This is a genomic window from Kitasatospora sp. NPDC058032, assembly GCF_042885845.1.
Classification (GTDB): Bacteria; Actinomycetota; Actinomycetes; order Streptomycetales; family Streptomycetaceae; genus Kitasatospora.
Map to the genome: position 1 here is coordinate 132,656 of NZ_JBHVRK010000001.1, position 14,653 is coordinate 147,308.

At 74.5% G+C, this 14,653-nt stretch carries 12 protein-coding genes; 9 read left to right on the top strand and 3 right to left on the bottom strand.

The annotated features are described in order from the left end of the window. Positions 1-39: 39 nt before the first annotated feature. Both ACFVUH_RS00570 and ACFVUH_RS00575 read right to left on the bottom strand, forming a co-directional pair. Entirely contained in the window at positions 40-2,157 is a 2,118-nt protein-coding gene (locus ACFVUH_RS00570; protein ID WP_355374745.1) for an EAL domain-containing protein, read from the bottom strand. Next, entirely contained in the window at positions 2,154-2,960 is an 807-nt protein-coding gene (locus ACFVUH_RS00575) for an SAM-dependent methyltransferase (protein ID WP_387910184.1), read from the bottom strand. Before ACFVUH_RS00575 ends, ACFVUH_RS00570 begins: the two co-directional genes overlap by 4 nt. Before the next feature lie 166 nt (positions 2,961-3,126). Here ACFVUH_RS00575 and ACFVUH_RS00580 point away from each other — a divergent pair, with 166 nt between their 5' ends. The 7 genes from ACFVUH_RS00580 (at position 3,127) to ACFVUH_RS00610 (ending at position 11,376) form a co-directional block, all read left to right on the top strand. Beyond that, entirely contained in the window at positions 3,127-3,591 is a 465-nt protein-coding gene (locus ACFVUH_RS00580; RefSeq protein WP_355374739.1) for an SRPBCC family protein, read from the top strand. Positions 3,592-3,812: 221 nt separating this feature from the next. Further along, positions 3,813-5,174 (top strand): ergothioneine biosynthesis glutamate--cysteine ligase EgtA, encoded by a 1,362-nt coding sequence (egtA, locus tag ACFVUH_RS00585; RefSeq protein WP_387910186.1) that lies wholly within the window; start codon positions 3,813-3,815, stop codon positions 5,172-5,174. Then, positions 5,171-6,646 carry an ergothioneine biosynthesis protein EgtB gene (gene egtB, locus ACFVUH_RS00590; RefSeq protein WP_387910188.1) on the top strand — a complete coding sequence of 492 codons (1,476 nt, stop codon included), beginning with the start codon at positions 5,171-5,173 and terminating at the stop codon, positions 6,644-6,646. Before egtA ends, egtB begins: the two co-directional genes overlap by 4 nt. Then, positions 6,646-7,383: an ergothioneine biosynthesis protein EgtC gene (gene egtC / locus ACFVUH_RS00595; RefSeq protein WP_387910190.1), complete on the top strand. Its 738-nt coding sequence runs from the start codon at positions 6,646-6,648 to the stop codon at positions 7,381-7,383. The genes egtB and egtC overlap by 1 nt, the downstream gene beginning before the upstream one ends. Before the next feature lie 91 nt (positions 7,384-7,474). Further along, complete coding sequence (egtD, locus tag ACFVUH_RS00600; RefSeq protein ID WP_387910192.1) at positions 7,475-8,449, top strand: L-histidine N(alpha)-methyltransferase; 975 nt, start codon at positions 7,475-7,477, stop codon at positions 8,447-8,449. 117 nt (positions 8,450-8,566) lie between these two features. After that, complete coding sequence (locus ACFVUH_RS00605; protein WP_387910744.1) at positions 8,567-10,015, top strand: sugar porter family MFS transporter; 1,449 nt, start codon at positions 8,567-8,569, stop codon at positions 10,013-10,015. 116 nt (positions 10,016-10,131) lie between these two features. Continuing rightward, a complete protein-coding gene (locus ACFVUH_RS00610; RefSeq protein WP_387910194.1) occupies positions 10,132-11,376 on the top strand; it encodes a nitric oxide synthase oxygenase in 1,245 nt (414 codons plus the stop codon). Here ACFVUH_RS00610 and ACFVUH_RS00615 read toward each other — a convergent pair. Then, entirely contained in the window at positions 11,319-12,023 is a 705-nt protein-coding gene (locus ACFVUH_RS00615; protein ID WP_387910195.1) for a TetR/AcrR family transcriptional regulator, read from the bottom strand. The two genes, ACFVUH_RS00610 and ACFVUH_RS00615, sit on opposite strands and share 58 nt — an antisense overlap. A gap of 125 nt (positions 12,024-12,148) precedes the next feature. Between ACFVUH_RS00615 and ACFVUH_RS00620 the strand changes: the two genes are divergently transcribed. Together ACFVUH_RS00620 and ACFVUH_RS00625 are read left to right on the top strand one after the other, a co-directional pair. Further along, the gene (locus ACFVUH_RS00620) at positions 12,149-13,297 is read left to right on the top strand and encodes an acyl-CoA dehydrogenase family protein (protein WP_387910197.1); all 1,149 of its coding nucleotides are present in this window, start codon (positions 12,149-12,151) and stop codon (positions 13,295-13,297) included. 51 nt (positions 13,298-13,348) lie between these two features. Beyond that, on the top strand, positions 13,349-14,536 hold the full coding sequence (locus ACFVUH_RS00625) for a thiolase family protein (RefSeq protein ID WP_387910198.1): 1,188 nt from the start codon (positions 13,349-13,351) through the stop codon (positions 14,534-14,536). The last annotated feature ends 117 nt before the right edge of the window (positions 14,537-14,653 follow it).

The window sequence follows — 14,653 nt, forward strand, 5'->3', positions numbered from 1 at the left end:
CTCGGCCCCGCGGGCGATCTCGGCCGGGCGGGCGGGCGCTCAGCCGCCGACCGGGCGGCCGGACGGCTCCTCGGTGATCCGGCGGGCGATCTCGGCCGGGCGCACCGGGCGGCCGAAGTGCCAGCCCTGCGCCCAGTCGCAGCCGATGACGCGCAGCCGCTCGGCGTCCCGGCCGGTCTCCACGCCCTCCGCGGTGACGGTCAGTCCGAGGGCGTGCGCCATCGACACCAGCCCGCTGACGATCCGCCAGCCGGTCTCCTCGTCCTTGGCCGGGTCGTGCAGGTCGCCGACGAAGGAGCCGGCGATCTTCAGACCGGAGACCGGCAGGTCGCGCAGGTAGGCGAGGTTGGACCAGCCGGTGCCGAAGTCGTCCACGGCGAGCGAGACGCCGAGGCCGACCAGGCCGTGCAGGGTGCGCAGCGCCTCGTCCTCCGGGCCGACCACGGTGGACTCGGTGATCTCCAGCTGGAGCCGGGCCGGGTCGAGGCCGGTGGTGTCCAGGATCCGGCCCAGGTCGCCGACCAGGGCGGCGCTGCGGGCCTGCCGGACCGCCAGGTTGACGTTGAGCTGGGGCGCGGCGTCCCCGAACCGCTTGATCCACTCGGCGGCCTGGCCGCAGGCCTGCTCCAGCACCCAGCGGCCGAGCGGCATGATCAGCCCGGTCTCCTCGGCGGTGGTGACGAACTCGTCCGGGCCGAGCACGCCGAGCTGCGGGTGGCGCCAGCGCACCAGCGCCTCGACGGCGGTGAGCCGGCCGTCGGCGAGCGCGTAGAGCGGCTGGTAGTCGATGAAGAACTCGCCGCGGTCGAGGGCGGCGGGCATCCGCACCGAGACCGCGTAGCGGGAGACCGCGCGGGCGTTCTCCTTGGGGTCGAAGAGGATCCAGCGGCCCCGGCCGGCCTCCTTGGCGCGGTAGAGCGTCAGGTCGGCGGCGCGGACGGCGGCGCCGGGGCTGGTGGTGGAGACCCGGCGCTCCAGGACGCCGACGCTGGCGCCGACGGCCAGCTTGTGGTCGCCGATCAGCACCGGGCCGGAGAGCGCCTTCAGCACGGTCTTGGCGGCGGCGACCGCCTCCTGCTCGCCGCGGCTGTTCTCCAGCAGGACGACGAACTCGTCACCGCCGAGCCGGGCGACCAGGTGTCCGAGCGGGCCGAGCGCGGCCTTCAGCCGGGCGGCGACGGCGCACAGCAGCTCGTCGCCGGTGTCGTGGCCGAGGCTGTCGTTGACCACCTTGAAGCCGTCGAGGTCGACGTAGCAGAGGCCGAACCGGGCGCCCGGGTCCGGGTCCTCGAAGAGCTTCTCCAGCCGTTCGAAGAACGCGGCCCGGTTGGGCAGGCCGGTCAGCGGGTCGTGGGTGGCCTGGTGGCGCAGCCGGTCCTGGAGCCGGTAGCGGTCGGTGACGTCCTCCAGCATGGCGACCTGGTACTGCGGCACGCCGTCGTCGTCGCGGATCAGCGAGACCGTCAGATGGGTCCAGATGATCTCGCCGTCCTGGCGGTAGTACGGCTTGTCGAACTGGAAGTAGTCGCGCTTGCCGCTGATCAGCTCCTCGTAGGCCTCCCAGACGCCGTCGGTGTCCTCGGGGTGCACGAGGTCGCCGACCCGGCGGCCGATCATGTCCTCGGGGCCGGCGCCGAAGAGGTCCTGGAGGGCCTTGTTGGCGGCCAGGATGTTGCCGCCGGTGTCCCCGATGCCGATGCCGATGGCGGCGCTCTCGAACAGCGCGCGGAAGCGGGCCTCGGAGGCGCGCAGCGCCCGCTCGGCCTCCTTGCGGGCGAGGTCGGCGGCGGTGCGGATGGCCTCCTGCTCGCGCAGGGTGCGCTCGCGCAGCGCGGCCGCCCAGCCGGCCGCGAAGGCGCCGCTCAGGGCGGGGCCGCGGCCGTCGGCGGCGGGTTGGCGCTGGAGCAGCTCGACCGCCCGGGCGAGCACCACCGGGTCGGTGAAGTGGGCGTCGACCAGTTCGGCCCCGGCCGTGGAGGCCAGGTGGGGTTCGAAGGGGTGGTCGAGCTGGGCGCGGTGGAGCAGGCCCGCGGTCCGCGAGACGAGCCGGCCGAGCAGGCCGGGGTGGACCGCCGTGCCGTGGTCACCGGAGAGCAGCCGCGCCCAGTCCTCGTGGAACCGTTCGGCGCTGCTGCCCGGGTCCGGTGCCTCCGTCACGGACGGAGCCCCACGCCCGCCACGCCGGCGATCCGCTCGGGGTGCTCGCCGACCGTCCCGGGCTGCTCCGGCCGCCACTGCGGCAGGTGGACGATGCCGGGCTCGACCAGCTCGAAGCCCTCGAACATCGCGGCGATCTGCTCGTGGGTGCGCATGGTCAGCGGGGTGGGCGTCATCCGGTACAGCCGCTGGTGGTCCTCGGCCTGGTCGGGGCGGCTCTCCAGGGAGGCGTGGGAGAGCACGAGGGCGCTGCCCGGCGGGAGGGCGTCGCGGATCACCGCGACCAGCTTCCACGGGTCCTCGGCGTCCTCGACGAAGTGCATGACGGCGACCAGCAGGACGGCCACCGGCTCGCCGGCGGCGAGCAGGGCGGTCACCTCGGGGCGGGACATCAGGTCCTCGACGTCCCGCAGGTCGGCCTGGACGACGGAGCTGCCCGGGTCGTCCTCCAGCAGCAGGCGGCTGTGCGCGACGGCGACCGGGTCGCGGTCCACGTAGACGACCTGCGCCTCCGGGCGGATGGCGCGGGCGATCTCGTGCACGGAGTTGAAGGTGGGGATGCCGGAGCCGATGTCCAGGAAGCGGCCGATGCCGCGCTCGGCGGCGAACTGGACGGCGCGGCGCAGGAAGGCCCGGTTGGAGCGCATGATCTGCGGCAGTTCCGGCCACAGCGCGATGGCCTTGCGGGCCATCTCCCGGTCGACCTCGAAGTTGTGCGAGCCCCCGAGGTAGTAGTCGTAGACGCGTGCGGCGTTCGGTTTGTCCAGGTCCGTGCCCTCCGGTACCCAGTTCGGTCGCCGCATCCTCGGGACTCCTTCGCTCCGGATCCGGTGGATCTGGTGGACCAGCCGCCGAATGTGGCAGCTGTGACTGATGAGACTACAAGCACAAAAGATCCTCCTCTGCACGCCGAACGCATGCAAGCGGAGTGACCCACTCCACCCGGCCCGCGCCACTACAGTGCGTCCCGTGGACCCCAACCACTACCGGTTCCACGGAGTGTGGCGGCTGGCCGCGCCGCCGCGGGACGTGTTCGAGGCGCTCGCCGACGTCGCCGGGTACCCGCGCTGGTGGCCGGAGATCCGGGCCGTCCGGGAGACCGGGCCGGAGCGCGGCGAGGTACTGGTGCGCGCGCTGCTCCCCTACCGGTTGGTCATCGGGCTCACCGCCGTCCGGCGGGACCCCGGCGCCGGGGTGCTGGAGGCGGCCATGCACGGGGACCTCACCGGCTGGTCGCGCTGGACGGTCACCGAGGACGGCGCGGGCGGCACCCTGGCCCTGTTCCAGGAGGACACCCGCCCGGCCAGGCCGCTGCTGCGCCGGCTCGCGCTGCCCGCCCGGCCGCTCTTCCGCGCCAACCACGCGGTGATGATGCGACGCGGCCGGCGCGGCCTGGCGGCGCACCTGGCCGCCCGCCGCGCGCCGGGCGGCTGAGGCGCACGCCCGCGCACACCTCCCCGCGCACCTCCGCGCCCCCGCACAGGCCTTCGCGCACCCCGACCCACCCGGGTTCACCCACTGTTCACCCTTTCGCATCGCCCCGGCCTGCGGCGATGCGCCTTCGCCCGATGTTTGCGCGGCGACCCCGCATGGTCCGGGGCAGACTGGGCAGGGTAGACCGGGCCGCACCCGTGTCCAGAAGGATGGTGAGTCCGGTGATACCCCTTCGACCGCCCAACCCCACCGACCGGCAGAGCACCGCACCGCGCGCCGACGCGGTGACCCCGCTCACCGAGTCGGCCGCCCGCAGCCACATGTCGGGCGTCTGCTTCAAGATCGGCCCGCCCCGGCTGGTCGGCGTCGAGGCCGAGTGGTTCGTCCACGACGACCGATGTCCCGACCGGCCGGTCCCCCCGGAACGGCTGCACGCAGCACTGGAAGCACTGCCCTTAGGCGGCCCCGACGGGACCTCGCTCCCCTCCGGATCCCGCCTCACCCTCGAACCGGGCGGTCAGGTCGAGCTCAGCTCCCCGCCCGCCGACAGCCTCACCACCTGCGTCGCCGACGCCCGGCGCGATCTCGGAGCCCTGCGGGCCGCCTTCGCCGCCCAGGGCCTTCGCCTCACCGGCACCGGCACCGACCCGCTCGACCGCCCCCGCACGATGGTGCTGGACCATCCGCGCTACCTCGCGATGGAGCGCCACTTCGACGCGGCGGGCCCCTGGGGCCGGATCATGATGACGGGCACCGCCTCCCTCCAGGTCTGCCTGGACTCCGGGACGGAGGACGGCCCGCACGCCTACCGGCGCCGCTGGCTGCTCGCCCACCGGCTCGGTCCGGTCCTGGTCGCCGCCTTCGCCAACTCGCCGCTGCTGGACGGCCGCCCCACCGGGCACCGGTCCACCCGGCAGACCGTCTGGTCCCGGATGGACCCCACCCGCACCCTCGCCCCGGCGCCCGACCACGGCGACCCGCGCGAGTCCTGGGCCGGGTACGTGCTGGACGCCGAGGTGCTCTGCGTACGCCGCCAGGACGACCGCCCGTGGACCGCGCCCGCCGGAATGACCTTCCGCGACTGGCTGCGCGGCGCCGGCGAGCACCCGCCCACCCTGGACGACCTCGACTACCACCGCACCACGCTCTTCCCCCCGGTGCGCCCCCGCGGCCACCTGGAGCTGCGGATGATCGACGCCCAGCCCGGCGACGGCTGGATCGTGCCGACCGCCCTGGTCACCGCGCTGCTGGACGACCCGCTCGCCGCGGACGCCGCGCTCGCCGCCCTGGAACCGCTGCAGCCGCCGCACGGCGCGGACGACCCGCGCCCGCCGCGCAGCGACCTGTGGTGCCGGGCCGCCGTGCTGGCCACCGCCGACCCCGCGCTGCGCCGGGCCGCCCTCGCCTGCTTCGCCGCCGCCGACGCCGCGCTGGGCCGGCTGCCCGGTGCCGAACGGCTGCGCGCCACCGTCGCCGCCTTCGCCGAGCGCTACCCCGCGCGCGGCCGCTGCCCGGCCGACGACCAGCTGGACGCCCTGCGCTCCGGCACCCGACGCACTCCCCCGGAGGAGGCCGCACCATGATCGACGACGCCCGCGAGGCCGGGACCGCCCACGACGCCGGGGGCGCGCCCCCGCCGGAGACCGTGTCGCCGGACAGCGTGTCACCGGACAGCGTGTCGCCCGAGGTGCTGCGCGAGGCCATCGCCGTCGAGCTGCTGGCCGCCCGCGCCCGCACCGCCGCGCTCACCGACTGCGTCGAGGACCACGACCTCACCGCCCAGCACTCCCCGCTGATGTCCCCGCTGGTCTGGGACCTCGCGCACATCGGCAACCAGGAGGAGCTCTGGCTGCTGCGCAACGTCGGCGGCCGGGACCCGATGCACCCGGAGATCGACCCGCTCTACGACGCCTTCCAGCACCCGCGCGCCGAACGGCCGGCCCTCCCGCTGCTGCCGCCCGCCGAGGCCCGGGCGTACGCGGGCGAGGTCCGCGGCCGGGTGCTCGACCTGCTCGCCGCCAGCCCGCTGGAGGGCGCCCCGCTGCTGGATGCCGGCTTCGCCTTCGGCATGATCGCCCAGCACGAGCAGCAGCACGACGAGACCATGCTGATCACCCACCAGCTGCGCAGGGGCGAGCCCGCGCTGGCCGCTCCCCCGCCGCCGCCCGCCCCGGCGGACGCCGCCGCACTGCCCGCCGAGGTGCTGATCCCGGCCGGCCCGTTCACCATGGGCACCGACACCGAGCCGTGGGCCCTGGACAACGAACGCCCCGCCCACCGCGTCGACCTGCCCGCCTACCGGCTGGACACCACCCCGGTCACCAACGCCGCCTATCTGCGGTTCCTCGCCGACGGCGGCTACGACGAACCGCACTGGTGGACGCCCGAGGGGTGGGCGCACCGGCAGAGCGCCCGGCTGAGCGCACCGCTGTTCTGGCAGCACGAGGACGGCCAGTGGCTGCGCCGCCGCTTCGGCGTGCTGGAGCCCGTACCGCTCGACGAGCCGGTGCTGCACGTCAGCTGGTACGAGGCGGACGCCTACGCCCGCTGGGCCGGGCGCCGGCTGCCGACCGAGGCCGAGTGGGAGAAGGCCGCCCGGCACGACCCGGCCACCGGCCGCTCCCGGCGCTACCCGTGGGGCGACGGCGCCCCCGGCCCCGAGCACGCCAACCTGGGGCAGCGGCACCTGCGCCCGGCCCCGGCCGGCAGCTACCCCGACGGCCGGTCGCCGTACGGGGTGCGGCAGTTGATGGGCGACGTGTGGGAGTGGACGGCCAGCGACCTGCGGCCCTACCCGGGCTTCCGGGCCTGGCCGTACCGGGAGTACTCGGAGGTCTTCTTCGGGCCGGAGTACAAGGTGCTGCGCGGCGGCTGCTTCGCGGTGGCGCCGGTCGCCTGCCGGGGCACCTTCCGCAACTGGGACTACCCGGTGCGCCGGCAGATCTTCGCCGGGTTCCGCACCGCCGCCGATGTCGACGCCGGCGACGGCGGGCGGCCCGGTGCGGGTGGCGCGGGCGGCTCCGGCCGCGACCGGTCCGGCGCGGGGGCCGGCTGATGTGCCGCCACCTCGCCTACCTGGGCGAGCCGGTGGCGCCCCGGACCCTGCTGGTGGAGCCGCCGTCCGGGCTCTACCGGCAGTCCTGGGCGCCGCGCCTGCAGCAGTACGGCACGGTCAACGCGGACGGCTTCGGCCTGGGCTGGTACGCAGACGGCGACGAGGTGCCGGCCCGCTACCGCCGGGCCGGGCCGGTCTGGGCGGACGAGTCGTTCGCCGACCTCGCCCGGGTGCTGCGCACCCGGGCGCTGCTGGCGGCGGTCCGCTCGGCCACCGAGGGCTGCGCGGCGGGCGAGGAGGCGGCGGCGCCGTTCGCCGCCGGGCGCTGGCTGTTCAGCCACAACGGGGCGCTGGCCGGCTGGCCGGAGCGGACCGGCGCGCTCGCCGCGCTGCTGCCGCCGCAGGAACTGCTCGGCCTGGTGGCCCGCACCGACTCGGCGCTGCTGTGGGCACTCGCGCTGCACCGGCTGCGCGCGGGCGCCGGGCTCGGCGACGCGCTGGCCGACACCGTCGCCCGGACCGTCGCGCACACCACCGGGCGGATCAACCTGCTGCTCACCGACGGCCGGGAGATCGCCGCCACCGCCTGGGGCGACACCCTGCACCACCGGACGGTGCCCGGGCTCGGCGTGCTGGTCGCCTCCGAGCCCTCCGACGACCACCCCGACTGGACGACCGTGCCGGACCGGTCGCTGCTGCTGGCCGGGCCGGACGGGGTGACCGTCAAGCCGCTCTGAGCGCGGCGGCCCGGAGCCGGCGCCCGGTTCGCCCGACGTCACGTCTTCACGTCTTCACGCCTTCACTTCCTGAACAGAGGATCAACCTGTCATGAGCACCTTCGATCTCACCCGGCTGCTGCCCGCCGACCACTTCAGCACGGCCCTGCGGCACGACGTCCGGACCGGCCTCACCGCCGAGCCCAAGACGCTGCCGCCCAAGTGGTTCTACGACGCGCGCGGCAGCGAGCTGTTCGAGGAGATCACCCGGCTGCCCGAGTACTACCCGACCCGGGCCGAGCGGGCCATCCTCACCGCCCGGGCCGGCGAGATCGCCGCCGCCACCCGGGCCCGCACCCTGGTGGAGCTGGGCTCCGGCTCCTCCGAGAAGACCCGGCTGCTGCTGGACGCGCTGCGCGACCTCGGCACGCTGGAGGCGTACGTGCCGGTGGACGTCAGCGAGAGCGCGCTGACCGCCGCCGGCGAGGCGCTGGCCACCGAGTACCCGGACCTCGCGGTGCACGGCGTGCTGGCCGACTTCACCGCCCGGCTCGGCCTGCCGCCGGCCGGCGGTCCCCGGCTGGTCGCCTTCCTCGGCGGCACCCTCGGCAACCTGCTGCCGCCCGAGCGGGCCGTCTTCCTGCGCGGGCTGCGCGCCGCGCTCGACCCCGGCGACTTCCTGCTGCTCGGCACCGACCTGGTGAAGGACCCGGCGGTGCTGGTCGCCGCCTACGACGACGCGGCCGGGGTGACCGCGGAGTTCAACCGCAATGTGCTCGCCGTGCTGAACCGGGAGCTGGGCGCCGACTTCGAGCCGGAGTCCTTCGCGCACGTGGCGCGCTGGGACGCCGAGCAGGAGTGGATCGAGATGCGGCTGCGGTCGCTGGTCTCGCAGACCGTGAAGATCCCGGCGCTGGACCTGCCGGTGCACTTCACCGAGGGCGAGGAGGTGCGCACCGAGGTGTCGGCGAAGTTCCGCCGGGAGCGGGTCGCCGAGGAGCTGTCGGCGGCCGGGCTGGAGCTCGCCGCCTGGTGGACGGACGAGCCGGGACGGTTCGGGCTGTCGCTGGCCCGGCCGGCTATTTGATCGTTCACTTTACTAATAGCGAAAGGGGCTTGATCGTCATCTGATGTACAAGACTTGAACGTTGACGGGTTACGATCTCTCGGCTACCGCACTCAGCGTTGAGTACCAGGAGTCAAGATCGTGAGCGTCACCCCGCAGTCCGCGAAGGCCCCGGGGCCTTCGGAGGCGGAAGCCGGGCCGGCCCCGTCCGGCCGGCTCGGCTTCGTCGTCTTCATCACCGCCGCCGCGGCCCTCGGCGGTTTCCTGTTCGGCTACGACAGCTCCGTCATCAACGGCGCGGTCTCCGGCATCCAGGACAAGTTCGGTGTCGGCGACGGCGTGACCGGTCTGATCGTCTCCTCCGCGCTGCTGGGCTCGGCCGTCGGCGCGGCGCTGGCCGGCCGGTTCGCCGACCGCTACGGCCGGACCACCGTGATGAAGGCCGGCGCGCTGCTCTTCGCCGTGAGCGCGGTCGGCTCGATGCTGCCCTTCGCCGCCTGGGACCTCGCCCTGTGGCGGGTGCTCGGCGGAGCGGCCATCGGCATCGCCTCGGTGATCGCCCCGACCTACATCGCCGAGGTGGCACCGGCCCAGTACCGCGGCCGGCTGGCCTCCTTCCAGCAGGCCGCCATCGTGCTCGGCATCGCGATCTCGCAGCTGGTCAACTGGCTGCTGGCGAACGCCGCCGGCGGCGAGACCCGCGGCCACCTGCTCGGCCTGGAGGCCTGGCAGTGGATGCTCGGCATCTGCGTGGTGCCGGCCGCCGTCTACTTCGTGCTCGCCTCGACCATCCCCGAGTCGCCGCGCTTCCTCGTCGCGGCCGGCCGCCTGGACGAGGCCCGCGCCGTCCTCGCCGACGTCGAGGGCGCGCACACCGACGCCGACGCCCGGATCGAGGAGATCCGCGGCCTGATCGACTCCGACCACCGCCCGCGCCTGCGCGACCTGCTCGGCGGGCGCTTCGGGCTGCTGCCGATCGTCTGGGCCGGCATCGGCCTGTCGGTCTTCCAGCAGCTGGTCGGCATCAATGTGATCTTCTACTACTCGTCGATCCTCTGGCAGTCGGTGGGCATCGACCAGTCGAACTCGCTGCTGATCAGCTTCGTCGGCTCGGTCATCAACATCCTCGGCACCGTGATCGCGATCCTGCTGGTCGACCGGATCGGCCGCAAGCCGCTCGCCCTGATCGGCTCGGCCGGCATGGCCGTCGCCCTCGGCGCCTGCGCCTGGGCGTTCTCCTCCGCCACCGGCAGCGGCGACGACGTCGTGCTGCCCGACCTCCAGGGCACCGTGGCGCTGATCGCCGCCAACGCCTTCGTGCTGTTCTTCGCGCTCTCCTGGGGCGTGGTGGTCTGGGTGATGCTCGGCGAGATGTTCCCCAACCGGATCCGCGCCGCCGCGCTCTCGCTGGCCGCCTCCGCGCAGTGGCTCGCCAACTGGGCGATCACCGTGTCGTTCCCGGCCCTCTCGCGCTGGAACCTCGCCGCCACCTACCTCGCGTACGCGGTGTTCGCGGCGCTGTCCATCGTCTTCGTGGCGCGCTTCCTCAAGGAGACCAAGGGCGTGCGCCTGGAGGACATGGGATAGGCCGGGCGTGCCCGTCGGCCCCCGCACCCTAGCGCGAAGACGCCGGGGGCGGGGGCCGAATCGTTCACTCCCTGCGGCGCCCCGGACACCTCCGGTATCCCTGTCCGGCAGGAGGGATGTCCTTGATCTTCGACCGGCTTCGCACCCGCAGCACGCGCCGATCCGCCGCCACCGCGCCCGGCGGCGCCTGCCCCTACTCGCACGCCCACGTCCACGGCCACCTGGTACCGGAGGAGCCCCCCGGAGCGCCCGCTCCGCCGGCGGAACCCGACCGGCCGTTCACCGACCCCCGGCAGGCCGCCGACTTCATCCGGCAGTTCCACACCGAGCAGCCCGCCGCCGGCGACCCGGAGGCACGGATACGCGCCGTCCTCGACGAGATCGACCGCACCGGCACCTACGAGCACACCCCCGACGAGCTCGCCCACGGCGCCAGGCTCGCCTGGCGCAACGCCGCCCGCTGCATCGGCCGGCTCTACTGGCGCAGCCTGGTGGTGCGCGACCTGCGCCACCTGTCCGCCGCCGACGACATCGCCACCGAGTGCTTCGCCCACCTGCGCGCCGCCACCAACGGCGGCCGGATCCGCCCGGTGGTCTCGGTGTTCGCCCCCGACCGGCCCGGCCGTCCGGCCGCCCGGATCCTCAACCAGCAGCTCGTCCGCTACGCCGGCCACCTCGGCCCGGACGGCCGGTGGACCGGCGACCCGGCCGGCGGCCGGCTCACCGCCCGGGCCCGGGACCTCGGCTGGAAGGGCGGCGAGGAGCGGTTCGAGGTGCTGCCGCTGCTCGTCCAGGAACGGCCCGGCGAGCGGCCCGCGTGGTACGAGCTGCCCGAGGACACCACGCTGGAGGTCCGGCTCTCCCACCCCGAGCACCCGTGGTTCGCCGAGCTGGGCCTGCGCTGGTACGCGGTCCCGGCGATCAGCGACCTGACGCTGGAGATCGGCGGCGTGCGCTACCCCGCCGCACCGTTCAACGGCTGGTACATGGGCACCGAGATCGGCGCCCGCAACCTGGCCGACGCCGACCGCTACGACATGCTGGCCACCGTCGCCGGACGGCTCGGCCTGGACACCTCCAGCGACCGCACGCTCTGGCGGGACCGCGCGCTGGTGGAGCTGAACGTCGCGGTGCTGCACTCCTTCCAGCGGGCCGGGGTGACCATGGCCGACCACCACGGCGAGTCCGAGCGGTTCCTGCGGCACGTCGCGCGGGAGAAGCGGGCCGGGCGGCCGACGCCCGCCGACTGGAGCTGGATCGTGCCACCGGTCTCCGGCGGGCTGACCCCCGTCTACCACCGGTACTACGACCCGGTGGACCCCGCGCTGCGCCCGGCGTTCGTGGCCCGCGAGCCCTGGTGATCCTGCTCCGTCGGCCGCCGCAGCCGTTCGAAGCGCAGCTCCAGCCCGTCGAGCAGCGCCTCCAGCCCCGTCTCGAAGGCGCCCTCGTCGACGGCCGCCCGGTGCTCGGCCAGCCGGTGCGCCTCGCCGAGGTGCGGGTAGTCGGCCGCGTCGTACACCCCGGCGTCCTCCGGGAAGCCGGCCGCGAAGGAGGCCAGCGCCGAGCCGGTGACGAAGTAGCGCATCAGCGCGCCGATCCTGGTCGCCTGCCCGCGCGGCCAGCCGGCCTCGACCAGGTGGCCGAAGACGGCGTCGGCCAGCCGCAGCGCGTTCGGCCGACGCCCGGGGCCCTGGGCGAGCACCGGGACGATGTGGGGGTGGGCGGCGAGCGCGGCGCGGTAGGAGCGGGCCCAGTCGCGCAGCGCCTGCGGCCAGGGCGCGCCGGGGGCGAACATCGACAGGTCGACCTCGCCCATCACGCCGTCCACCACCGCGTCCAGCAGCTCGTCCTTGGTCGCGAAGTGGTTGTAGAGCGAGGGCCCGCTCACCGAGAGCTCGCCGGCGAGGCGGCGGGTGGAGAGCGCGGCCAGCCCCTCCTCGTCGACCAGCCGCAGGGCGGCGGCGACGATGCGCTCGCGGCTGAGCAGGGGGGTGCGCGGGCGGGGCATCGGCTCGGTTCCTCCGGTCGGGTGGGGGTGGACCGATTCTGGCAGGTGCCCCTTCCCAGCGCGGCCGGTCGGGACTACAGTCCCCTCATAAAACTTGCAGCGCTAGTTTAACTGGGGGCGCCCCGATGGACCTGGAACTCTCCGAGGAACAGGCCGCCGTCCGCGCACTCGCGGCCTCCTTCACCGACCGGGAAATCGTGCCGCACGCCGCCGCCTGGGACCGCGCCGAGTCGGTCGACCGCGCGATCGTCGGCAGGCTGGGCGAGGTCGGCTTCCTCGGCCTGACCATCCCCGAGGAGTACGGCGGCAGCGGCGGCGACCACCTCGCCTACTGCCTGGTCCTGGAGGAACTGGGCCGGGGCGACTCCGCCGTGCGCGGCATCGTCTCGGTCTCCCTCGGCCTGGTCGCCAAGTCCGTCAACGCCTTCGGCACCGAGGAGCAGAAGCGGCACTGGCTGCCCCGGCTCACCTCCGGCGAGGCGCTCGGCTGCTTCGCCCTCACCGAACCCGGCACCGGCTCCGACGCCGCCAACCTCACCACCCGGGCCGTGCGCGACGGCGACGACTGGCTGCTCAGCGGCGGCAAGACCTTCATCACCAACGGCACCTGGGCCGACGTCGCCCTCGTCTTCGCCCGCACCGGCGGACCCGGCCACCGCGGCATCACCGCCTTCCTGGTCCCCACCGACCTGCCCGGCTTCACCCGCACCGAGATCCACGGCAAGCTCGGCCTGCGCGGCCAGGCGACCGCCGAGCTCGCCCTCGACGCCGTCCGCATCCCCGACGACGCCCGGCTCGGCGAGCTCGGCAAGGGCTTCACCGTCGCCATGGCGGCGCTCGCCAAGGGCCGGATGTCGGTCGCCGCCGGCTGCGTCGGCATCGCCCGGGCCTGCCTGGACGCCGCCGTCCGGTACGCGGGCGAGCGCGAGCAGTTCGGCGCGCCGATCGCCTCGCGCCAGCTGGTGCAGCAACTGCTCGCCGGGATCGCGGTGGACGTCGAGGCCGCCCGGCTGCTCACCTGGAAGGTCGCCGACCACATCGAACGCGGCCTGCCCTTCGCCACCGAGTCCTCGGTGGCCAAGCTGTTCGCCTCCGAGGCCGCGGTGCGGGCCGCCAACAACGCCCTCCAGGTGTTCGGCGGCTACGGCTTCATCGACGAGTACCCCGTCGGCAAGTACCTGCGCGACGCCCGGGTGATGACCCTCTACGAGGGCACCAGCCAGATCCACCAGCTGCTCATCGGGCGCGCGCTCACCGGCGTCAACGCCTTCTGACCCACCGGCTTCTGACCCACCGTCCCCCTTCTCGACAAGGAGCCCGACGTCGTGCGTCCTGTCTACTTCGCCGCCGCCCGCCGCACACCCATCGGCCGGCTGCGCGGAGCGCTCGCCACGGTCCGCCCGGACGACCTCTCGGCCACCGTGCTGCGCGCCCTGCTCGCCGACCTGCCCGCCCTCGACCCGGCCCGGATCGACGACGTCTACTGGGGCGCCGCGAACCAGGCCGGCGAGGACAACCGCAACGCCGCCCGGATGGCCGTCCTGCTCGCCGGCCTGCCCGACAGCGTCCCCGGCGCCACCGTCAACCGGCTCTGCGCCTCCGGCCTGGAGGCGGTCACCATGGCCGCCCGGGCGATCGGCTCGGGCGAGGCGGACGTCGTGCTCGCCGGCGGCTGCGAGTCGATGACCCGCGCCCCCTTTGTCCTGCCCCGGCCCGACGAGGCGCTGCCGCACCGGATCGAGACCCACGACACCCGGCTCGGCTGGCGGCTCACCAACCCGCGGATGGCCGAGCTGCACGGCGTGCTCTCGATGGGCGAGACCGCCGAGGAGGTGGCCGGCCGGTACGGCATCACCCGGGAGCGCCAGGACGCCTTCGCGCTGCGCAGCCACCAGCGGGCCGCCGCCGCCCGCAAGGACGGCCGCTTCGACGCCGAGCTGATCGCGGTCGAGCGGGCCGACGGGGTGAGCGTCACCGAGGACGAGTCGATCCGCGAGGACACCAGCCCGGAGAAGCTGGCCCGCCTCAAGCCCGCCTTCCGCCCCGGCGGCACGGTGACGGCGGGCAACGCCTCGCCGATGAACGACGGCGCGGCCGGGCTCGTCCTGGTCAGCGAGGAGGCGTTGCACGAGTTCGGCCTGGAGCCGCTCGGCCGGTACGTGGCCGGCGCCTCGGCGGGCGTGCACCCGGACGTGATGGGCATCGGGCCGGTGCCGGCCACCCGCAAGGCGCTCGCCCGGGCCGGCTGGGCGCTGGACGAGGTCGAGGAGGCCGAGCTGAACGAGGCCTTCGCGGCCCAGGTGCTGGCCTCCGTCGACCAGTTGGGGATCGACCCGGAGCTGGTCAACCCGACCGGCGGCGCGATCGCGCTCGGCCACCCGCTCGGCGGCTCCGGCGCCCGGATCCTCACCACCCTGCTGCACCGGATGCGCCGCACCGGCGGGCGCCGGGGCCTGGCCACCATGTGCGTGGGCGTCGGGCAGGGCACGGCGGTGCTGGTGGAGTCCGCCTGACGGCGGGCGGCCGGCTTTCGACGACTGACAACTGACGACTGACAGATTTCAGCTGACAGATGACAGCGAACAGATTTCAGATAACAGATAACAGATAACAGATTCTGCCAGCTGTCA